Here is an 18,842-nt window from a genome sequence, read left to right as displayed (position 1 = left end):
CTCCCAGTTCCGTCCCTAACCAACCAACCTCAGACTAGGACTAAAGATTATGGAAGCAGAAGCCGCCAAGCTCATCGGCGCCGGCCTCGCGATGACCGGCATGATCGGCGCCGGTATCGGCGTCGGCAACATCTTCGGCTCGTTCCTGACGGGCGCCCTGCGCAACCCGTCGGCCGCCGGCTCGCAAATCGGCAACCTGTTCGTCGGCGCCGCCCTGGCTGAAGCCCTGGGCATCCTGTCGTTCGTTCTGGGTATCCTGATCTACTCGGCCTAAGGGCTGCTCCCGAACAGGCGCGGCGCCGGGCGACCCCGGTCGCCGCGCCTTTTCGATTGATTTGCAAGACAGACGAAGCATGGCCACACATACAACCGACCTCGTTCCCACCGCTCCCGACGCCGCCCATTCGGCCCAGGTCGGCACGGTGAACACCACGCACGCCTCGACCGAGGCCGCGCATGGCGAAGGCGGCGGCCTGCCCCAATTCGAATTCCAGCACTGGTTCGGCCAGATCGTCTATCTGGTCTTCCTGTTCGCCATTCTCTACTGGCTGATCGCCAAGGTCTTCGCGCCGCGTATGCGCAAGGTCATGGACGAACGCGCCGACACCATTTCCACCGCCGTCGCCACCGCGCGTCAGGTCCAGGCCGAGGCCGCGGGCCAGGCCGAGCAGGCCAAGGCTGAGGTCGCCGAGGCCCGCGCCTCCGCCCGCGCCACCGCCGCCGCCGCCAAGGCTCGCGTCACCGACGAAGCCAACCGCCGCGCCGCCAAAGAAGAAGCCGTGGTCAGCGCCCGCATCGCCGAGGCCGAGACCGCCATCGGCAAGACCCGCGACGCCGCCATGGCCAATGTCTCGACCATCGCCACCGACACCGCCTCGGCCATCGTAGAGCATCTGACCGGCAAGGCGCCGACGGCCGCCGAAGCCGCCGCCGCGGTCAAGGGAGCCGCCTGATATGCCCGCCTTCCTCGAACCCCACTTCTACAACATCGCCGAGCCCGAGCTGTGGGTCGCCATCGGCCTGCTGATCTTCCTCGGCATCGTGATCTTTGTCGGCGTGCCGAAGATGGTCGCCGCCCAGCTGGACTCCAAGGCCGCCAAGATCCAGTCGGAACTGGACGAGGCCGCCCGCCTGCGTTCGGAAGCCGAGGCCCTGCTGGCCCAGATTCGCGCCGAAAAGGCCGAGGCTGAAGCCCAGGCCGCCGAAATGCTCCGCGCCGCCGAGGCTGACGCCCGCGTCATGGAGACCGAGGCCAAGGCCAAGCTGGAAGAGACCCTGGCTCGCCGTCAGGCCCTGGCTGAACGCCGCATCGCCCAGGCCGAGGCCCAGGCGTCGGCCGAGGTGAAGGCCGCCGCCGCCGACCTGGCGTCTCGCGCCGCCGAGCAGATCCTGACCGCCCGCGTTTCGGGTCAGAAGGGCGATCCCCTGCTCGACGCCGCCATCGCCCAGATCAGCGCCCGCCTCAACTAGAGACGGCCGCTACGGCAACGACATCAGGCCCCGCCGGCGACGGCGGGGCCTTTTTCGTTGTCAGCCCGGACCCGATCCGGGCTCAGTGGGCGGGAATGCCGCCGGCCGACATCAGCTTGGCGGCCTTCTTCTCGCGCATGACCAGCTCGCCATAGACGAGCCCCAGCACGATCCCGAACACCACATTGGTGATCAGCAGCCAGGCCACGACGCCGAAGCCGCCGTCGCCCGCGAAGATCTGCGGCCCGCCGAACAGGAAGACGCCCGTCATCATGATGACGAAGGCCCCCACCGAGAAGGCGATGCCCTTGGTGGCCTGGGTGTCGGTGGGCAGCCGGGGGCAGAGAATGCCGAACAGCGGCCCGAGGACGACCGTCCCCATCAGGAAGTGGGCGATCCAGCCGACGGCGACATTGCCGTCCATGCCGATCATACTGGCCACCATGGCCGGAAACGACGGGGTGAACCACGGCCCCGCGAACTGATTGACCGCCTCCAGTGCGAAGACGACCAGTGTGGCCGCGAAGCCGGCGACCAGTCCCTTTTTAACGCGTGACATCATAACGACAGCGCCTCCCAACGCCTTGTTCCGTTCCGATAACGCAGGGAGGAGGATACGCCTGTCGCGACAGGACGCCATGCGCCACATTCCGGGCACATTCACAAACGCGTGCTTCGCGCCTGCGACAACGCAGGCGCGAAAAAGCGGCGTTTCAGAGGTTCAGATCAAGCGAATGCAGGCTTGCGCGGGGTGCGGCGCATGCGCTTGCGCCAGCCCTTCAGCGGCCGGTTGCTGCGGCGCAGCACCAGTTTCTCGGCCCGCAGCGCCTGTTGCCAGAAAACGGGTGCGAACTCCGGACGCTTCCGCATCAGGCGGCGGAACGGATAGACCCACTTGGGTTTGGCGTACTGGGCGCGGATGAACAGCCGCTTGGCCTTCCACGAGCCGCGCAGGATCAGGACCAAACCGAGCGTCACCACCGGAATCCCGCCGGGTCCCGGCAGCGGCCCGATCAGCAGCCCCAGGATGACCACCAGCACACCAGCGATCATCAGCGCCGAACGCTTGAGGGCGCGCAGCGGATCGCGGGAGCGAGGCGAAAATCCGGAAGGGGCGAAAGCGAGGGTCACGGGAGGTCCAGATAGGAAGGCAGTCTGTTCTGACAACGTCCCCGGTGTTCTCCGGGTCCACGATCTGGCCAAGAAGCCTCGACCGTGACGACCTTGCCACAACGGTGTTTACAATCTGCTTCGGTGGCTGAACCGAGGCTGAACGGTGAAGGTTTTGTAAGCCTGACCCGCCCTGCCCCGCTCCGTGCTCAGAAGGTCACGCCGGTCAGCTGCTCCGAGGCGGCCCAGAGCTTCGCGGCGACGCTGGCGTCCAGGGCCTGGGGCTCGATCTTGCCGGGTCCGGGCGGCCCCTTCATCTCCTGCCAGCCCTGTGGCCCGAAATACTGACCGCCGGTCACGCCCGGCATCGTCGCGGCCATCAGGGTCGGCAGGGCGCCCGCCGCCGCCGAATGGCTGGCGAACGGGGTGAGCAGGCTGGTCCCCAGCCGGAACAGAAGCCCACCCTCCAGCGCCGGTCCGTTGGCGATCAGATCGGTGCGGGCGAAGCCGGGGTGAGCCGCGACGCTGGTCAGGCCCCAGCCGTTGGCGGCGCTGCGGCGGTCCAGCTCGATGGCGAACATCAGCATGGCCAGCTTGGACTGCTGATAGACGGGCCAGGGCCGATAGCCGCGCTCATAGTTCAGATCGTCCAGGCGAATGCGGCCGCCGCGATGCGCCATGCTGGCCAGTTGCACCACCCGCGCTCTTTGGCCGATCGGCTGGGCCGTCAGCAGGGGTAGCAGGCGCGCGGTCAGGGCGAAGTGGGACAGGTAGTTGGTCCCGAACTGCATCTCGAAGCCGTCCGCTGTCGTCTGGCGCTTCGGCAGGGCCATGACGCCGGCGTTGTTGATCAGGATGTCGATCAGCCGCCCCTCGGCCAGCATCCGGTCGGCGAACGCTTTCACCGAGCCCAGATCGGCCAGGTCGACCTGTTCGAATCGCAGCTTCGCATCGCGATACCGTCCCTGGATCAGGGCCAAGGCCGCCCTCCCCTTGGCCGGATTGCGCCCAACAAGGATGACCTCGGCGCCGGCGCCCGCCAGATCCAGCGCTGTCTCCAGTCCGAGACCGCCTGTCGCGCCCGTGACGACGGCCAGCTTGCCCGACTGGTCGGGAATATCCTTTGTGGTCCAGGTCGCCATGTCGCTATCCTTGTCGTCAGTGAAGTCGCCGGAAGGGCCTTGGTTGCAATATCTGCATCCAATGCAAATATGCAAGACGTGCAAGAAGACAAATCGACACCCCCGGCTGGCCTGCGAGAACGCAAGCGCGCGGAGACCCATGCCCGGATCCAGTCCGAGGCCATGCGGCTGTTCATCGCCAATGGCTTCGAGGCCACTACGCTGGATGAGATCGCCGAGGCCGCGGGCGTGTCGCGCCGCAGCCTGTTCCACTATTTCGGATCCAAGGAAGAGATCGTTTTCGCCGCCAAGGCCGACTTCCCCCAGATCGTCGCCGAGGCCATCGGCCGCCGCCCGGCCGACGAACCCCTGCTGGACATGGTCGAGAACGCGCTCGTGGATCTGGCCGAACGCCACCAGACGCCCGAGGCCAAGGCCCTGGCGCGGCTGATCCACGACACCCCTGCCCTCTGCGCCGGCGATCAGGCCAAGTACGAGAAGATGGAACGCGCGCTGGCGAAGGCGCTCAGCGACCGAAAGGGCCTGCCTGAAAGCGACGTGGCCTGCCGCGTCACCGCCTCGGCCGCCATCGGCATCATGAAACTGGCCACCGAGGCGTGGCTGTCCGGCGAAGACGACGGCCCCGAACCCTTCGGCCGCTCGGCCTTCGCAGCGCTGCGGCGGGTGGCGGGCTGACCGCCACCCGTCATCCTGTTATTCCGCCGCGATATTGGTCCCGGCCGGAGCCGACCAGCGCAGCACCGGCGAGCGGGCGGCGCGGGTTTCGTCCAGACGCTTGAGCGGGGCGTGGAAGGGCGCGCCCTTGAAGCGGTCGACGTCGCCGGCTTTCGCCGCCTCGGCCAGCAGGCGCATTGCGTGGATGAAGCGGTCCAGTTCCTGCTTCGATTCCGTCTCGGTCGGCTCGATCAGCATGGCCCCGTGGACGACCAGCGGGAAATACATGGTCATCGGGTGGAAGCCCTCGTCGATCATCGCCTTGGCGAAGTCGAGGGTGGTGATGTCCGTGCCCTTCAGCCATTCGTCGTCGAACAGGGCTTCGTGCATGCACGGGCCGTCGGGGAAGGCCGGGCTCATCAGGTCCGACAGACGGGCCTTGATGTAGTTGGCGTTCAGGACGGCGTCCTCGGCGACCTGACGCAGGCCGTCCGAGCCGTGGCTCATCATGTAGCTGAGCGCGCGGACATACATGCCCATCTGGCCCTGGAAGGCGCAGAGACGGCCGAAGGCCTGGGCGGCGTCGCCCTCCTCCCGCTCGATCAGCGAATAGCCGTTGTCATCGTGGACGACCCACGGAGCCGGGGCGAACGGCGCCAGGGCTTCCGACAGCACCACCGGACCCGCGCCCGGACCGCCGCCGCCGTGGGGCGTCGAGAAGGTCTTGTGCAGGTTGATGTGCATGGCGTCGACGCCAAGGTCGCCGGGGCGGACCCGACCGACGATGGCGTTGAAGTTGGCGCCGTCGCAGTAGAAGTACGCGCCCGCCTCGTGGGTCAGGCGGCTGATCTCGAGGATGTCGCGCTCGAACAGGCCGCAGGTGTTGGGGTTGGTCACCATGATGGCGGCGACGTCGTCACCCAGTTTGGAGGCCAGGTCGGCGACGTCCACGCGGCCATCGTCGGTCTGGGCCACTTCCACGACCGAATAGCCGACGAAGGCGGCCGTGGCCGGGTTGGTGCCGTGGGCGGAGGTCGGCACCAGCACCTTGCGGCGCTTCAGGTGCTGACCGGAGGCCTCGTGGGCGGCGCGGATGGCCATCAGGCCGCACAGCTCGCCGTGGGCGCCGGCCTTGGGCGACAGGGCCACCGCGGGCATGCCGGTCAGGGTCTTCAGCCAGTGAGCCAGGGTGTCCATCAGCTCCAGCGCACCCTGCACCGTCGACTGCGGCTGCAGCGGGTGGATGTCGGAGAAGCCCGGCAGGCGCGCCATCTTCTCGTTAAGACGCGGGTTGTGCTTCATCGTGCACGAGCCCAGCGGATAGATGGCCAGGTCGATGGCGTGGTTCTTCTGGCTCAGGCGCACATAGTGGCGCATGGCCTCCGGCTCCGACAGGCCCGGCAGGCCGATCGGGTCGCGGCGGACCAGATCGCCCAGATCGCCGCCGTCGGTGGCGGGCTCGGGCAGGTCCACGCCGGTTTTGCCCCAGCCTTCGCCTTCAAAGATCAGGTGCTCGTCCTGCAGCAGACCGCGCGCGCCGGTCAGGGTGGCGGGCTTCGAGGTCACGGCGTTCGGGGCGGTCGGGCGGCCGACGGTGTTCATGGTGCTCATGGTCAGGCTCCCAGGACCTTGGTCAGCGACTTGGCGAGAAGCTGGATATCGACGTCCAGCGTGGTTTCGGTGGCGGCGACCAGCAGGACGTCGTCCATGCCGGCGTCGGGCGCCAGACGGCTGTAGGGCACGCCGGCCAGCAGGTGGTGATCGGCCAGGGTCTGGACGACCTCGGCGGCGGTCTTGGGCAGACGCACCGCGAACTCGTTGAAGAAGCGCGGCGTCAGGATCTCGACGCCCGGAATGGCGGCCAGGGCGTCACGCGTGGCCACGGCCTTCTCGTGGTTCAGCAGGGCCAGTTTGCGCAGGCCCGTCTCGCCCAGCAGGCTCATGTGGATGGTGAAGGCCAGGGTGCAGAGGCCGGAATTGGTGCAGATGTTCGACGTCGCCTTGTCGCGGCGAATGTGCTGCTCGCGCGTCGACAGGGTCAGGACGAAGCCGCGCTCGCCGTCGGCGTCCACGGTCTCGCCGGTCAGGCGGCCCGGCATCTGGCGGATCAGCTTCTCGCGCGCGGCAAAGAGGCCGACGTAGGGGCCGCCGAAGTTCAGGGCGTTACCGATCGACTGGCCTTCGGCGGCGACGATGTCGGCCCCCATCTCGCCCGGCGACTTGAGCAGACCCATCGACACGGCCTCGGTGACCACGACGATCAGCAGGGCGCCGGCGGCGTGGGCTGCCTCGGCGATCTTCGTCACGTCGGTCGCGGTGCCGAACACGTTCGGGGTCTGGACGACCACGCAGGCCGTGTCCTTGTCGATGGCGTCGATGACGGCCGCCTCGGCGTCAACGGCAGCGGCAAGCGCCTCGGTCTCGACGCCGACGGCGTGGACCACGGTCTCGGTGGCGCGGACATAGTGGGGATGCACCCCGCCCGAGATGACCGCCTTGTTGCGGCGCGTGACGCGCGTGGCCATCAGCACGCCCTCGGCCATGGCGGTCGAGCCGTCATAGAGGGAGGCGTTGGCGACCGGCATCCCCGTCAGGTTCGCGACCTGGGTCTGGAACTCATAGAGGTACTGCAGCGTCCCCTGCGCGATTTCCGGCTGGTAGGGGGTGTAGGAGGTCAGGAACTCCGAGCGCTGGATGATGTGATCCACCGTCGCCGGGACGTGGTGCTTGTAGGCCCCCGCGCCGCAGAAGAAGGGCGCCGAACCGGCGGCGACGTTGCGCCCGGCCATCTTCGACAGGGCCCGCTCGACTTCCAGCTCGCCCGCCACGCGCGGCAGGTCGACGAAACCCTCGCGCCTCGCGGCCTCGGGCACATCCACGAACAGGTCGTCGATTGATTTGACGCCGATGGCGGCGAGCATCGCCTCACGGTCGTCGGCGGTCAGGGGGAGGTAGCGCATGGCTCGGGTTACCTTGTCATCCCGGAGGGAGCGGGGCGTTTGTCATCCCGGCCGGAGCGAAGCGGAGAGCCGGGACGGGATGGGTCATCTTGGGCTGTCCCGGTCAGTCCGAAGGGCTGAACCGGGACACGGATCGGTCTCAGGCGTTGCCCCGGATGAGCGATGCTCTCCGGGGCTGAAAACTCAAAAGCACGTCAGGTCCCGGCTCGGCGCTTCGCTTGGCCGGGATGACAAGTTCTAGAGCGTGGTCAGATATTCGTCGTACGCCGCCTGATCGAGCAGGGCGTCGAGCTGCGAGGCGTCGGAGATCTTGATCCTGGCGAACCAGCCGTCGGCTTCGGGCGCCGAGTTGACGGTCTCCGGGGCGTTGCCAAGGGCGTCATTGGCCTCGACCACCTCGCCCGAGACGGGGGCGTAGACGTCGGAGGCGGCCTTGACGCTCTCGACCACGGCGAAGCTGTCGCCCTTGGTGACGGTCTTGCCGACTTCCGGGACTTCAACGAACACCACGTCGCCGAGGGCGTCGGCGGCGTGCTTGGAGATGCCGACGGTGGCGATGTCGCCGTCGACGCTGACCCACTCGTGATCCTTGGTGAATTTCATGGCTGGGGCTCTCAGGCTTTGGGTTTGCGGTAGTAGCGGGAGGCGACGAAGGGCATGGCGACGACCTCGGCGGCGGCGGGCTTGCCGCGCACCAGGACCTTCAGATCTGTGCCCAGTTCGGCGAATGCGGGGGGCACATAGCCCATGGCGATGTTGCGGCCCAGGGTCGGAGACGGGCCGCCCGAGGTGACCTTGCCGATCAGGTTGCCGTCCAGATCGGCGATCTCGGCGCCTTCACGGGCCGGGGCGCCTTCCTTGACGCTCAGGCCGATGCGGACGCGGCTCGGGCCCTCGGCCAGTTCCTTCAGGATGCGTTCGGCGCCGTTGAAGTTGGCGGCCTCCTTGCGGGACTTCGACAGGGCGAAGGTCAGCGCGCCCTCGACCGGCGAGGTGGTCGGGTCGATGTCGTGGCCGTGCAGCGGCAGGCCGGCCTCGAGGCGCAGGCTGTCGCGGGCGCCCAGACCGATCGGCTTGACGCGGGCGTCTTCGAGGATGGTGTTCCAGATGCGCTCGGCGTCGGCGGCCGGCACCGAGATCTCATAGCCGTCCTCGCCGGTGTAGCCCGAGCGGGAGACGAAGCAGTCGACGCCGAACAGCATCAGACGGGCGCAGTCCATGAATCCGAACTCGGCCAGGACCGGCTCGTACTTGAGCATGACCTCGGCGGCCTCGGGGCCCTGGATGGCGATCAGGGCGCGGTCGTCCAGCACAGTGAGCTTGGCGTCGCCTGCGAGATTGGCCTTCCAGAAGGCGAAGTCCTCGTCCTTGTTGCCGGCGTTGACGACGACGAACAGGCCGTCGTGATCGGGCTTGCCGGCCATCAGGTCATCGATGATGCCGCCCTCGGTGTTCAGGAGCAGGGAATACTTCTGTTTGCCCGACTTGAGGATCTGGTAGTCGCCCGGCACGAAGCGTTCGAACTGGGCAATGGCGTCGGCGCCGGAGATGCGGCACTGGCCCATGTGCGAGACGTCGAACAGGCCGGCGTGTTCGCGGGTCCAGCGGTGCTCGGCCAGCACGCCCTCATACTGCACCGGCATGTCATAGCCGCCGAAGCCGACCATGCGGGCTCCCAGCGCGCGGTGCGCGGCGCTCAGGGGGGTGGTCTTCAGGGTTTCGTCAGTCATGCATCCGGCTTTCAGAGTCGCGTCCAGTGGCGGAAGCTCCGCCGTCCTCGCGCCCCCGCTGTCCTGAAGCCTGAGAGATTCCAACGCCTTGAAGTGAGGCGTCTTGCTCCGTCGGCGCGCCCTTACAGGCGACTTTCCAGCGTCCGAATGTCCTCGCGGTCCGTTTGCCTGAGCGTTTCCGGGGCGGTTGCGCCTTCGGCTCCGGGTCACCCCGAAAGGCGCCCGATCTCTCCCGCGAGAGCGAGCGGACCTAGGCCCCGACTCCGGCCGGGAGTCAAGCTTGGGTGGAGGAACAACCGCGTGTCGGCGGGATTAAGAACGGCATCGCCCCACCCCTGAATATTCGGAGAAGCCTATGTCTATCCTCGATAAAATCCTTGGTCACGACGACAAGCCGCGCGACACGGCCGCCAAACCCGACATGATGATGGGCAAGGTTCTCGACACCCTGGCCGGTCTGGGCGGCAAGCCGATCGAGACCCTGTCGCCGCAGGAGGCGCGTCAGCAGCCGACCCCGACCGACGCCGTGAAGAAGATCCTGCGCGAAACGATCAAGGACGAGGACCCGACGCTGGGCATCCAGACCCGCGACATCACCATCGACGGCGCCGCCGGTCCGCTGCAGGCCCGGATCTACAGCCCGAACCTCGACAGCGACGACCTGAAGCCGCTGGTCGTCTATTTCCACGGCGGCGGCTTCGTCATCGCCGACCTCGACGTCTATGACGGCGGTCCGCGCGGGCTCAGCCGCTTCGCCGACGTCGTGGTCCTGTCGGTTCACTATCGTCAGGCGCCCGAGAACAAATTCCCCGCCGCCCATGACGACGCTGTCGCGGCGTACAAATGGGCGCTCGCCAACGCCCAGACCATCGGCGGCGATCCGCGCAAGGTCGCGGTGATGGGCGAAAGCGCCGGCGGCAATCTGGCCATCAATGTCTCAATCGCAGCCCGCGATCAGGGCCTGCAGGCTCCGGCGCATCAGGTGCTGGTCTATCCGCTGGTCGGCAATGACATGACCACCGAGAGCTATGTCGAGAACGCCGCCGCCAAGCCGCTGAACAAGCCGATGATGGAATGGTTCGTGAAGCACACCTTCAACGACCAGAGCGAAACCGCCGATCCGCGCATCAATGTGGTGGGCGCTGCCGATCTGCGCGGCCTGCCCTCCTCCACCGTCATCACCGCCGAGATCGATCCCCTGCGCACCGAGGGCGAGACCCTGGCCGAGAAGCTCGAGGCCGCGGGGGTCGACACCCGCGCCAAGACCTTCAACGGATCGACCCACGAGTTCTTCGGCATGGGTCTGGTGGTGCCTGACGCGGCAGCAGCTCAAACCTTCGCGGCCCACGACCTGAAGAAGGCCTTCGGCACGGCGATCCTGCCGATCTGATCCGGATCAGAGGGCGGCGTACGCCTCGACCTCGTCGATGTACGCCGACTTCTCGGCCGAGGTCAGGAACGAGCCCTCGAAGCTGTTCTTCGCCAGACCGACCAGCTGTTCGCGCGTCAGGCCGACGGCGGCCGTCAGCTGGCGCCAGTTCTCGTTCACATAGCCGCCGAAATAGGCCGGATCGTCGGAGTTCAGGGTGACGTGCAGCCCCTGCCGCAGCATCTCCGGCACGGGGTGGTCCTTCAGGTCGTCGACGACGCAGAGCTTGTGGTTCGACAGGGGGCAGACGGTCAGGGTCATCCCCTCCTTCGCCAGCCGCTCGACCAGCTTCGGATCTTCCATCGAACGGTTGCCGTGGTCCATCCGGTCGATCTTCAGCAGGTCCAGCGCCTCCCAGACATATTCCGGCGGCCCCTCCTCCCCGGCATGGGCGACGCGCTTGAGGCCTATGGCGCCCGCCGCGGCGAAGACGGATTTGAACTTGGACGGCGGATGGCCGACCTCGGACGAGTCGAGACCCACGCCGCGGATCCGATCCAGCCAGGGCTCGGCCTTCCGCAGCGTCGCGAAGGCCGCATCCTCATCGAGGTGGCGCAGGAAGCAGAGGATCAGCTGGGACGAGACGTCCAGATCGGCCTCCGCCGCCTTCATCCCCGACAGCAGCCCGTCGGCGACCACCTGGAACGGAATGCCCCGGTCGGTGTGGGTCTGGGGGTCGAAGAAGATTTCGGCGTGGCGCACCCGGTCGGCCGCCGCCCGCTGGAAATAGGCATAGGCCAGGTCGTGGAAGTCCTGCTCGGTCTGCAGGACATTGGCCCCGGCGTAATAGATGTCGAGGAAGTCCTGCAGGTTCGAGAAGTCATAGGCCGCGCGCACGGCCTCGACGCTGTCGAACGGGATCTCGACCTTGTTCCGCTTCGCCAGCTCGAACATCAATTCAGGTTCAAGACTGCCCTCGATGTGCAGATGCAGCTCGGCCTTGGGCAGACCGTTGATGAAGGCGTCGAGGGACATGGGCAGGCTCCGGATCGGGATCGACACAGTCTAACCCGAAACCGGAGCTGCTTCGCTACATGCGTTCGGGCGTCGCGATGCCCAGCACGCCCAGAGCCAGCACCAGCTGATCCAGCGCCGCCTTCGACAGGGCCAGACGCGAGGCGCGGGTCGCCTCGTCCGGCGCGACCAGCACGGGGCAGGCCGCGTAGAATTTCGAAAACGCCTGCGCCAGCCGATAGGCGTGTTCCGCGATCAGGTGCGGCATCCGCTTGTCATAGGCGTCCGAGATGGCCTGATCGAAGGCGTCCAGCGTCAGAACCAGATCCCGCTCGGCGGACTCGGCGACCACGATCGGGCCGGGCGTGGCGCCCTGCTCCGCCCCGCGCCGCAGCAGCGAGCGGATGCGGACGACCTGATAGAGCAGATAGGGGCCGGTCTTGCCCTCGAAGCTCATGAAGCGGTCGAGGTCGAAGATGTAGCTGGTGGTCCGGCTGTTCGACAGGTCGGCGAACTTCAGGGCGGCGATGGCCACCTTGTGGGCGATGTCCTCGAACTCTGCCGGAGCGACGTCGGCGCCGAGGTTGGCCTCGTGCAGACGGTCACGCGCCTTGTCGGTCGCCTGTGTGATCAGGTCGTGCAGCTTGAGCACCCCGCCCGCGCGGGTCTTGAACGGCTTGCCGTCCGTGCCGTTCATGGTGCCGAAGCCGAGGTGCTCCAGCTCGCCCGGCTTCGCGTAACCGGCCAGATAGGCTGCCCGATAGACCTGTTCGAAATGCTCGGCCTGCCGCTCGTCGACGACATAGAGCATCAGGTCGGGGTCCAGCGTCTCGCGCCGGTCAACGATGGTCGCCAGATCGGTCGTGCCGTACATGGCCGAGCCTTCGGAGCTCACCACCAGCAGCGGCGGCGGGCTGGGCGCCTCGATCACCGAACCGTCGGCCAGCTTCTTCTTGCGCGTCTCGCCGGGTGCAGCGACGTGGACCACCTGGGCGCCGTCGTCCTCGACCAGCAGGCCCTTGGCGGTCAGGTCGGCGATCATCCCGGCCATGCGCGGATCGGCGTCCGATTCCCCGTTCCAGAGGTCGAAGGTGACGTCCAGGGCGCCGAACTCGCGTTCCAGCGCCGTGCGGCTGACGGCGACGAAATGCTGCCACAGGGCGCGATAACCGGGGCGACCGCCCTGCAGCTCGGCCGTCGCCTTGCGGGCGCGGTCGCGATAGGCGGGGTCTTCCTTGGCCGTCGCGGCGGCGGCCGGATAGAGGCGCTCGAGGTCCTCGAGGCTGACCGGGCTCTCGGCCGGGAACGGACCGTCGCCTTCGATCAGAAAGCCGTCGGCCTTGCCCTCATCGCCCACGGCGACGATCAGCAGCCCCATCTGGAAGCCCCAGTCGCCGAAGTGGGCGTCGCCCCAGACGGTGTCGCCGCGCAGGCGGAACAGCCGCTTCAGGCTCTCGCCGATGATCGAGGAGCGCAGGTGACCGACGTGCATCGGCTTGGCCACGTTCGGCCCGGCGTAGTCGATGACCACCTTGCGCGGCGCGGCGACGGCCGAGGCCCCGGCGAGGGTCGCGTCCGCGGCCACGGCGCTGGCGCGCTTCGCGAGCGTCGCATCGGAGACCTTGAAGTTGATGAAGCCGGGTCCGGCGACCTCGACCGAGGACAGGCGCGGATCGGCGGCCAGCCGCTCGGCGACCCTGCCGGCCAGCTCGCGCGGATTGGCCTTCAGCGCCTTGGCGGCGGCGAGCGCCCCGTTGGACTGGAAGTCGGCCAGATCGGGCCGGTCGGACGGCGTCACCCGCGCGAGCGCCGCATCCACGCCTTCGGCAGCGAAGGCGGCTGCGACCGCTTCGCCCAACTCTGACTTGAGATCGGTCATTACTGGGCCGGCGGCTGGGGTGCGGCGGGGGCCGGAGCCGGCGCGGTCCCGGCGTTGACGCGGAAGCGGCTGCCGTCACGGTTGAAGCTGGCCATTTCCGGCGTCACGTCAAACCCGACCAGAACCTCGAAATTCGAGCCGCTGACGCTGACGTCCTTGCGCGGAATCACGATGGTGCGTTCTTCCTGGACCGAGGCGGTCTGCTGACCCTTGAAGTCGACGGGCAGGTCGAAATATTCCTTGGCCAGAACGGCGGCGTTCCGCTCGGTCACCGCGACCCAGTAGCGATAGGTGCGCTGGTCGCCGGTCGCCTGGGCGCCGCGGCCCAGATTGAAGAGCACGTTCATCTGAACAGTGATGGGATCGTCGGAACGATAGCTGCAGCCCGCGGTGACGCCTTCGATCTCGCCGGTGTAACCGACATTGGCCAGGGCGGCGCGGTTGTCCGCCAGTTCGACATAGCGGGCGGCGTCGTAGAGAATCTTCACATAGGGGCACGGGCCGGCGTTGGCCTGCTGACGCAGGGTCCCCTGACGCGGAGCGCGGCGCGTGCTGCCGCCGTCTTCATCGTCGCCGCCCTGCTGGCCGCCCTGGCGGTCACGCGACTGCTGCTGGCCTTGGCCGGCGCTGAACTGGGCATGGGCCACGCTGGGGAGCACACCGGCCATCAGGACAACGGCGGAGCAGACAGAGAGAAGGCGACGCATCAAGGGTGTTTCCGACAGCCGAATGGGCGCGCAGCAAAGTGTCGGCGCCCGACACCGCCACGCTGGGTGCTGATAGCGGCTAAAGCGAGGCGCGGCAAACGTCACGGATGAAAGACGCACAGGGCGTGCGTCCGGTGTGGCGACCCGGTAGCGATTTGGCCGGGAAAGTCCTAGGTTGGGCCCATGAACGCCCATGCGCCGATCAAACGCCCGCTCAAGGTCCGCCTCGCCACACCGCGGGGATTCTGCGCCGGTGTGGACCGCGCCATCCAGATCGTCGAACGGGCCATCGAGAAGTTCGGCGCCCCCGTCTATGTGCGCCACGAGATCGTCCACAACCGCCATGTCGTCGAGCGGCTGAAGGCCATGGGCGCCGTCTTCGTCCAGGAGCTGGACGAGTGCCCGGACGACCGGCCTGTCGTCTTCTCGGCGCACGGCGTGCCCAAGTCGGTGCCGGCAAGCGCCCGGGCGCGCGAGATGCTGTTCCTCGACGCCACCTGCCCCCTGGTCTCCAAGGTCCATGTCGAGGCCGAGCGCCACCACAATGCCGGCCGCCACATCCTGCTGATCGGCCACGCCGGCCACCCCGAGGTCATCGGCACCATGGGCCAGTTGCCTGAGGGCGCCATCACCCTGATCGAGACGGTTGAGGACGCAGAGACGGTGCAGCGGCCGGGCGATCAGCCCCTCGCCTACGCCACACAGACCACCCTCTCGATGGACGACACGGCCGAGATCCTGAAGACGCTCAAGGCCCGCTTCCCCGAGCTGCCGGACCCGCACAAGGAAGACATCTGCTACGCCACCACCAACCGTCAGGAGGCGGTCAAGGTGCTGGCCGACGGCTGCGACCTGGTGCTGGTGGTCGGCTCGCCCAACTCGTCCAACTCGGTGCGGCTGGTCGAGGTGGCCCTGCGCGGCGGGGCGAAGGACGCCCGGCTGGTGGACGACGCCTCCCAGGTCGACTGGCGCTGGTTCGAAGGTGTGGACACCGTCGGCGTCACCGCCGGCGCCTCGGCCCCCGAACCCCTGATCCAGGCCCTCCTCGCCGCCATCGCAGAGCGCTTCGACACGACCATGGTCAACGACCCCGGCGAACGCGAGACAGTGACGTTCAAACTGCCGCGGGCGCTCACGGCCTGAACTCCGCTTCCGTCCGCATGGGTCTGACCGCGCGACGGAAAGGCCGACCCGCTCCGTTCCAACAGGAACAGTGGCAAACACGAACGGGTTGGAAATGGCGAACGAAACACCGGCGGATACCGGGAAACGCAAGCGTGGGTTCGCGGCCATGACGCCTGAACGCCGCACTGAAATCGCGCGAATGGGCGGCGTCGCGGTCCCGGCGGAAAAGCGCGCGTTCAGCGACACCGATCTGGCGCGCAAGGCCGGAAGCGTCGGCGGCAGGAGCACCCAGACCCGGCCCAAGACCTAGTCCCCTGGATCACCGGGTTGCGTCGTCGCCCTCGATGAAATCCTGAGCGAACTCGGGCTGGTCGCCCTCCTCGATGGGATCTTCCTCGTCGGCGTCGGAGCCGCGCGAGGGGTCGGGGACCTCGAAGCCGGTGGGCAGGGACAGGTCCAGCAGGCCCGCCGCCTTCATCTCCGCCGCACCGGGCAGGTCATAAAGGCTGGCCAAGCCGAAATGTTCGAGGAAGCGGTCGGCGGTCGCATAGGTGACCGGACGGCCCGGCGTGCGGCGACGCCCGCGCAGCCGCACGAAGCCCATCTCCAGCAGCAGGTCAAGCGTCCCGCGCGAGATCGACACCCCGCGCACGCTCTCGATCTCGGCCCGGGTGACGGGCTGGTGGTAGGCGATGATGGCCAGGGTCTCGAGCGCGGCCTTGGACAGGCGGCGCGGCTCCTCCCGCTCCTCGGTCATCAGGAAGCTGAGGTCCGGCGCGGTGCGGAAGCGCCAGCGGTCGGCGACGCACTCCAGCTCCACTCCCCTGCCCTCATAGCGTTTGCGCAGGCCCGAGATGGCGGCGCCGACGTCGGTCCCTTCGGGCAGGCGGCGCGCGATCTCGGCGGCCGACAGCGGCCCGGCGGCGGCGAACAGCAACGCCTCGACGCGGCGCTCCATCTCGGTCTCGTCGGGCACGAACTGGAGGTCGGTCACGGTTGCAGCTCCAGCGGGAAGCCCACGCCGCGCCGCTTCAGATAGATGTCCTCGAACGCCCCGTCCTGACGCACGTCCATCGCCCCTTCCTTGACCAGCTCCAGACTGGCCGAAAGGGTCGAGGCGGTGAAGCTGGCCTGGCTGGGGCCGTCGTCGCCCTCGTCCCGCAGGGGCGCGACCTGATCCAGGGTCGTCCACTCCTCCAGCCGGGGCAGGACATCACGCAGCCAGTCGCGCGCCGCCTCCAGCCCGAAGGCCTCGACCCGCTGGCCGGGCGTATAGTGCCGCGCCTGTTCGCGCCGCCGCTGGATCACATAGGCGCTCATCAGCTCGTACAGGCTGGCGTCGATCCGGTCGGACGGCACGATCACCGTCGCCTCCGGGTCGCCGCGGGTGAAGACGTCGCGCTTCAGCTGGGGCCGGGCCTGAATGGCCTCCACGGCCTTCCTCATGGCGTCCAGCTTCTGCAGGCGGAAGGCCAGGATCGCGGCCATGTCCTCGGCCGGCGGCTCGTCGCCCTTGCCCTTGTCGGTGCGCGGCAGCAGCAGCCGCGACTTCAGATAGGCCAGCCACGACGCCATCACGAGATAGTCGGCCGCCAGCGAGAAATTCCGCCGCCGCGCCTCATGCACGAAGGCCAGATACTGTTCCGCCAGCTTGGTGATCGACAGTTTGAGCAGATCGACCTTCTGCGTCCGCGCCAGCGCCAGCAGCACGTGCAGCGGCCCTTCATAGCCCTCCAGATCGACCACAAAGGCCTCGCCCGCGTCGATCTGCTCGACGGCGGCGAAGTCCAGATTGGGCTGGAAGGCCTCAGTCATGACCTAGGCCTGCGCCTCCCCCACGTCCGCGCCTTTGGCGGCGTCGAGACGGCCCTTCAACATGGCGTCGAAGCGTTCGCGAGCCTCGACCAGATCCAGCGGTTCCGGCGTATGGACGATCCGGGCCAGCGCCGCTTCGGCGCGACGGGCGGCCCCGCCCTTCAGCCGGCCGACGCCCTCGGCGACCTGACGCATCTCATTGAGGTCGCCGTTCCAGTGGATGACCAGATCACAGCCGGCCTTGAGCGACTTTTCCGCCCGCTCCTTCAGCGTGCCCGACAGGGCGTTCATCACCAGATCGTCGGACAGCAGCAGGCCGCCGAAGCCCAGACGTTCGCGGATCAGCTTGATCGCCTTCTTCGACTGGGTCGCGGGCCGCTTCTTGTCGATGGCGGTGAAGACGATGTGGGCCGTCATCCCGATCGGCATGTCCGACAGGGCCTTGAACGGCGCGAAGTCCCAGGCGTCGAGGGCGTCGAGGTCGGCATGGACCGTCGGCAGCTCCTTGTGGGTGTCGGCGAAGGCGCGGCCGTGGCCCGGCATATGCTTGATGACCGGCAGGACCCCTCCGGCCAGCAACCCCTCGGCCGTCGCCCGGCCCAGCTGGGCCACCAGCGCCGGATCGCGGGCATAGGCGCGGTCGCCGATGATGTCGTGGGCGCCGGGCACCGGCACGTCCAGCACCGGGGCGCAATCGACGTTGATGCCCACCGCCTTCAGATCATGGGCCATCAGCCGTCCGCCCAGCCGCGCCAGTTCGCGCGCGGTCAGCGGATCGTTGGTCGCCTTCAGATAGGCGTCGCCCGGCGGATATTTGGCCCAGTGCGGCGGGCCGAGGCGCTGGACCCGGCCGCCCTCCTGATCGACCAGAACCGGCGCCTCCCACCCCACGCTGTCACGCAGGGCGTCGGTCAGGCGGCGCACCTGATCGGGCGTCTCCACATTGCGGCGGAACAGGATGAAGCCCCACGGCCGGGCGTCGGCGAAGAAGGCCCGCTCCTCGTCCGTCAGGGCCGTGCCCAGACACCCATAGATGGCCGCGCTGTTCACCGGGCTCAGCGCACCAGGCAGTCGCCGCCGGCGCCCTGAATGGCCGCGCAGAAGGCCTGGGCCCGCTCGCGGCTCAGGCCGAAGAAGGTGGTGCGATAGACGGTCGAGCCGTTCGAGGCGGTGACTTCCTGGACGCGCTTCTGGGCCCCGCGCGCATATTGCGGGAAGCGGGCGGCGACGGCGGCGTATTCGCGGTCGGCGATGGCAGTCGAGGAGAAGGCGCCGATCTGCACCGCCGAGGCCCCGTTCGCGGCCGCAGGGGTCGGCGGGGTCTGGGTCGCCTGGGGCGAAGGCCGCACGACCGGCGGAGCCGGGGTCGGACGGGCCGCCGTCGTCGGCGCCGGGCGCGCCGGCGGCAGTTCGTCGGAGACCACCGGCGGCAGCGGCCTCGGCGCCGGGCGCGGCTGGGCCTGTTCCGGCGGCGGCGCATAGGTCGGGGCGGTGTCCACCGGCGGGGTTTCGTCGCGATAGACGTCGACGCCGGCCTCTTCATCGACGGGCTGGGCGTCCACCGGCGCCTCGACCTTCATCTGGCCCACGGGCGTGCCCACGGCCGGCGGCACGTCGTTGGAGGCGCGCAGGCCCGAGCGATAGAAGACCACCACGGCGATGATCAGCACCAGCAGCACCACGGCGCTGACGATCAGGGTCACCGGCGGCGCCTTGGCCGGCGGTCCGCGACGCGCGTCGAAACCGCCACGATTGAACGGCAGGTCGTCGTCGGTCGGCGGCGTATAAGGCCCCCGGTCGCGGCTGTCGTTCGGGCGGTTGTTGTCGTCGTAGGACATCTTCGGATTTCTCATGGACCCGGCGCGAA

Annotated in this window: 21 protein-coding genes and 2 riboswitches; of the genes, 7 read left to right on the top strand and 14 right to left on the bottom strand. The window is 68.2% G+C overall.

All coding sequences use genetic code 11. The annotated features are described in order from the left end of the window. Nucleotides 1–49: 49 nt before the first annotated feature. The 3 genes from AC1ROD_RS16690 (at nucleotide 50) to AC1ROD_RS16680 (ending at nucleotide 1,470) form a co-directional block, all read left to right on the top strand. Complete coding sequence (locus tag AC1ROD_RS16690; protein WP_269516148.1) at nucleotides 50–274, top strand: F0F1 ATP synthase subunit C; 225 nt, start codon at nucleotides 50–52, stop codon at nucleotides 272–274. Nucleotides 275–353: 79 nt separating this feature from the next. After that, complete coding sequence (locus tag AC1ROD_RS16685) at nucleotides 354–953, top strand: F0F1 ATP synthase subunit B family protein (protein ID WP_492949390.1); 600 nt, start codon at nucleotides 354–356, stop codon at nucleotides 951–953. Between the two features lies 1 nt (nucleotide 954). Further along, the gene (locus tag AC1ROD_RS16680; RefSeq protein ID WP_492949389.1) at nucleotides 955–1,470 is read left to right on the top strand and encodes a F0F1 ATP synthase subunit B; all 516 of its coding nucleotides are present in this window, start codon (nucleotides 955–957) and stop codon (nucleotides 1,468–1,470) included. 82 nt (nucleotides 1,471–1,552) lie between these two features. On the opposite strand, the gene AC1ROD_RS16675 is transcribed toward AC1ROD_RS16680, so the two are convergent. The 3 genes from AC1ROD_RS16675 to AC1ROD_RS16665 form a co-directional block, all read right to left on the bottom strand. Continuing rightward, the gene (locus tag AC1ROD_RS16675; RefSeq protein WP_492949388.1) at nucleotides 1,553–2,029 is read right to left on the bottom strand and encodes a DUF6789 family protein; all 477 of its coding nucleotides are present in this window, start codon (nucleotides 2,027–2,029) and stop codon (nucleotides 1,553–1,555) included. A gap of 167 nt (nucleotides 2,030–2,196) precedes the next feature. After that, nucleotides 2,197–2,601 (bottom strand): hypothetical protein, encoded by a 405-nt coding sequence (locus AC1ROD_RS16670; protein ID WP_492949387.1) that lies wholly within the window; start codon nucleotides 2,599–2,601, stop codon nucleotides 2,197–2,199. 188 nt (nucleotides 2,602–2,789) lie between these two features. Then, nucleotides 2,790–3,722, bottom strand: coding sequence for an SDR family oxidoreductase (locus tag AC1ROD_RS16665; protein WP_492949386.1), 933 nt, complete (start codon nucleotides 3,720–3,722; stop codon nucleotides 2,790–2,792). Nucleotides 3,723–3,791: 69 nt separating this feature from the next. On the opposite strand from AC1ROD_RS16665, the gene AC1ROD_RS16660 reads away from it, so the two are divergent. Next, nucleotides 3,792–4,397 (top strand): TetR/AcrR family transcriptional regulator, encoded by a 606-nt coding sequence (locus AC1ROD_RS16660; protein WP_492949385.1) that lies wholly within the window; start codon nucleotides 3,792–3,794, stop codon nucleotides 4,395–4,397. An 18-nt stretch (nucleotides 4,398–4,415) separates the two neighbouring features. Here the strand turns inward: AC1ROD_RS16660 and gcvPB are convergent, their stop codons facing one another. From gcvPB to gcvT, 4 genes are all read right to left on the bottom strand, one after another. Continuing rightward, nucleotides 4,416–5,987 carry an aminomethyl-transferring glycine dehydrogenase subunit GcvPB gene (gene gcvPB / locus AC1ROD_RS16655; RefSeq protein ID WP_492949384.1) on the bottom strand — a complete coding sequence of 524 codons (1,572 nt, stop codon included), beginning with the start codon at nucleotides 5,985–5,987 and terminating at the stop codon, nucleotides 4,416–4,418. 2 nt (nucleotides 5,988–5,989) lie between these two features. After that, nucleotides 5,990–7,336: an aminomethyl-transferring glycine dehydrogenase subunit GcvPA gene (gene gcvPA, locus AC1ROD_RS16650; RefSeq protein WP_492949383.1), complete on the bottom strand. Its 1,347-nt coding sequence runs from the start codon at nucleotides 7,334–7,336 to the stop codon at nucleotides 5,990–5,992. 237 nt (nucleotides 7,337–7,573) lie between these two features. Further along, nucleotides 7,574–7,939 carry a glycine cleavage system protein GcvH gene (gene gcvH / locus AC1ROD_RS16645; protein WP_492949382.1) on the bottom strand — a complete coding sequence of 122 codons (366 nt, stop codon included), beginning with the start codon at nucleotides 7,937–7,939 and terminating at the stop codon, nucleotides 7,574–7,576. A gap of 11 nt (nucleotides 7,940–7,950) precedes the next feature. Next, a complete protein-coding gene (gcvT, locus tag AC1ROD_RS16640; RefSeq protein WP_492949381.1) occupies nucleotides 7,951–9,066 on the bottom strand; it encodes a glycine cleavage system aminomethyltransferase GcvT in 1,116 nt (371 codons plus the stop codon). Between the two features lie 56 nt (nucleotides 9,067–9,122). Then, nucleotides 9,123–9,208, bottom strand: a riboswitch (glycine riboswitch). Nucleotides 9,209–9,212: 4 nt separating this feature from the next. Then, a riboswitch (glycine riboswitch) is annotated at nucleotides 9,213–9,311 on the bottom strand. Between the two features lie 110 nt (nucleotides 9,312–9,421). Here gcvT and AC1ROD_RS16635 point away from each other — a divergent pair. After that, nucleotides 9,422–10,456 (top strand): alpha/beta hydrolase, encoded by a 1,035-nt coding sequence (locus tag AC1ROD_RS16635; RefSeq protein ID WP_492949380.1) that lies wholly within the window; start codon nucleotides 9,422–9,424, stop codon nucleotides 10,454–10,456. A 6-nt stretch (nucleotides 10,457–10,462) separates the two neighbouring features. On the opposite strand, the gene AC1ROD_RS16630 is transcribed toward AC1ROD_RS16635, so the two are convergent. The 3 genes from AC1ROD_RS16630 to AC1ROD_RS16620 are packed head-to-tail and all read right to left on the bottom strand — an operon-like array spanning nucleotide 10,463 to nucleotide 14,035. Next, on the bottom strand, nucleotides 10,463–11,470 hold the full coding sequence (locus AC1ROD_RS16630) for an adenosine deaminase (protein WP_492949379.1): 1,008 nt from the start codon (nucleotides 11,468–11,470) through the stop codon (nucleotides 10,463–10,465). 55 nt (nucleotides 11,471–11,525) lie between these two features. Next, a complete protein-coding gene (argS, locus tag AC1ROD_RS16625) occupies nucleotides 11,526–13,328 on the bottom strand; it encodes an arginine--tRNA ligase (protein WP_492949378.1) in 1,803 nt (600 codons plus the stop codon). Continuing rightward, nucleotides 13,328–14,035 carry a Tat pathway signal sequence domain protein gene (locus tag AC1ROD_RS16620; RefSeq protein WP_492949377.1) on the bottom strand — a complete coding sequence of 236 codons (708 nt, stop codon included), beginning with the start codon at nucleotides 14,033–14,035 and terminating at the stop codon, nucleotides 13,328–13,330. Before AC1ROD_RS16620 ends, argS begins: the two co-directional genes overlap by 1 nt. Nucleotides 14,036–14,218: 183 nt before the next feature. Here AC1ROD_RS16620 and ispH point away from each other — a divergent pair, with 183 nt between their 5' ends. Together ispH and AC1ROD_RS16610 are read left to right on the top strand one after the other, a co-directional pair. After that, nucleotides 14,219–15,178: a 4-hydroxy-3-methylbut-2-enyl diphosphate reductase gene (ispH, locus tag AC1ROD_RS16615; RefSeq protein WP_492949376.1), complete on the top strand. Its 960-nt coding sequence runs from the start codon at nucleotides 14,219–14,221 to the stop codon at nucleotides 15,176–15,178. 94 nt (nucleotides 15,179–15,272) lie between these two features. After that, the gene (locus AC1ROD_RS16610; protein WP_492949458.1) at nucleotides 15,273–15,470 is read left to right on the top strand and encodes a stress-induced protein; all 198 of its coding nucleotides are present in this window, start codon (nucleotides 15,273–15,275) and stop codon (nucleotides 15,468–15,470) included. A 9-nt stretch (nucleotides 15,471–15,479) separates the two neighbouring features. Here the strand turns inward: AC1ROD_RS16610 and scpB are convergent, their stop codons facing one another. Genes scpB through AC1ROD_RS16590 form a run of 4 tightly spaced genes read right to left on the bottom strand, consistent with a single transcriptional unit; the run spans nucleotide 15,480 to nucleotide 18,813 of the window. Further along, nucleotides 15,480–16,118, bottom strand: coding sequence for an SMC-Scp complex subunit ScpB (gene scpB, locus AC1ROD_RS16605; protein ID WP_492949457.1), 639 nt, complete (start codon nucleotides 16,116–16,118; stop codon nucleotides 15,480–15,482). Between the two features lie 32 nt (nucleotides 16,119–16,150). Continuing rightward, nucleotides 16,151–16,975: a segregation and condensation protein A gene (locus tag AC1ROD_RS16600; RefSeq protein WP_492949375.1), complete on the bottom strand. Its 825-nt coding sequence runs from the start codon at nucleotides 16,973–16,975 to the stop codon at nucleotides 16,151–16,153. Between the two features lie 3 nt (nucleotides 16,976–16,978). Beyond that, complete coding sequence (gene nagZ, locus AC1ROD_RS16595) at nucleotides 16,979–18,025, bottom strand: beta-N-acetylhexosaminidase (protein WP_492949374.1); 1,047 nt, start codon at nucleotides 18,023–18,025, stop codon at nucleotides 16,979–16,981. A 5-nt stretch (nucleotides 18,026–18,030) separates the two neighbouring features. After that, on the bottom strand, nucleotides 18,031–18,813 hold the full coding sequence (locus AC1ROD_RS16590) for an SPOR domain-containing protein (protein WP_492949373.1): 783 nt from the start codon (nucleotides 18,811–18,813) through the stop codon (nucleotides 18,031–18,033). Nucleotides 18,814–18,842 lie beyond the last annotated feature (29 nt).

This window comes from Brevundimonas sp. GW821-FHT12E07 (assembly GCF_058807035.1).
The sequence above is the reverse complement of the archived record's forward strand: the minus strand, read 5'-3'. Positions and strand labels throughout refer to the sequence as shown.

Coding starts and splice junctions, on each gene's coding strand:
- AC1ROD_RS16690 (WP_269516148.1), top strand. CDS start 50: ATGGAAGCAGAAGCCGCCAAGCTCATCGGCGCCGGCCTCGCGATGACC.
- AC1ROD_RS16685 (WP_492949390.1), top strand. CDS start 354: ATGGCCACACATACAACCGACCTCGTTCCCACCGCTCCCGACGCCGCC.
- AC1ROD_RS16680 (WP_492949389.1), top strand. CDS start 955: ATGCCCGCCTTCCTCGAACCCCACTTCTACAACATCGCCGAGCCCGAG.
- AC1ROD_RS16675 (WP_492949388.1), bottom strand. CDS start 2,029: ATGTCACGCGTTAAAAAGGGACTGGTCGCCGGCTTCGCGGCCACACTG.
- AC1ROD_RS16665 (WP_492949386.1), bottom strand. CDS start 3,722: ATGGCGACCTGGACCACAAAGGATATTCCCGACCAGTCGGGCAAGCTG.
- AC1ROD_RS16660 (WP_492949385.1), top strand. CDS start 3,792: ATGCAAGACGTGCAAGAAGACAAATCGACACCCCCGGCTGGCCTGCGA.
- gcvPB (WP_492949384.1), bottom strand. CDS start 5,987: ATGAGCACCATGAACACCGTCGGCCGCCCGACCGCCCCGAACGCCGTG.
- gcvPA (WP_492949383.1), bottom strand. CDS start 7,336: ATGCGCTACCTCCCCCTGACCGCCGACGACCGTGAGGCGATGCTCGCC.
- gcvH (WP_492949382.1), bottom strand. CDS start 7,939: ATGAAATTCACCAAGGATCACGAGTGGGTCAGCGTCGACGGCGACATC.
- gcvT (WP_492949381.1), bottom strand. CDS start 9,066: ATGACTGACGAAACCCTGAAGACCACCCCCCTGAGCGCCGCGCACCGC.
- AC1ROD_RS16635 (WP_492949380.1), top strand. CDS start 9,422: ATGTCTATCCTCGATAAAATCCTTGGTCACGACGACAAGCCGCGCGAC.
- AC1ROD_RS16630 (WP_492949379.1), bottom strand. CDS start 11,470: ATGTCCCTCGACGCCTTCATCAACGGTCTGCCCAAGGCCGAGCTGCAT.
- argS (WP_492949378.1), bottom strand. CDS start 13,328: ATGACCGATCTCAAGTCAGAGTTGGGCGAAGCGGTCGCAGCCGCCTTC.
- AC1ROD_RS16620 (WP_492949377.1), bottom strand. CDS start 14,035: ATGCGTCGCCTTCTCTCTGTCTGCTCCGCCGTTGTCCTGATGGCCGGT.
- ispH (WP_492949376.1), top strand. CDS start 14,219: ATGAACGCCCATGCGCCGATCAAACGCCCGCTCAAGGTCCGCCTCGCC.
- AC1ROD_RS16610 (WP_492949458.1), top strand. CDS start 15,273: ATGGCGAACGAAACACCGGCGGATACCGGGAAACGCAAGCGTGGGTTC.
- scpB (WP_492949457.1), bottom strand. CDS start 16,118: ATGGAGCGCCGCGTCGAGGCGTTGCTGTTCGCCGCCGCCGGGCCGCTG.
- AC1ROD_RS16600 (WP_492949375.1), bottom strand. CDS start 16,975: ATGACTGAGGCCTTCCAGCCCAATCTGGACTTCGCCGCCGTCGAGCAG.
- AC1ROD_RS16590 (WP_492949373.1), bottom strand. CDS start 18,813: ATGTCCTACGACGACAACAACCGCCCGAACGACAGCCGCGACCGGGGG.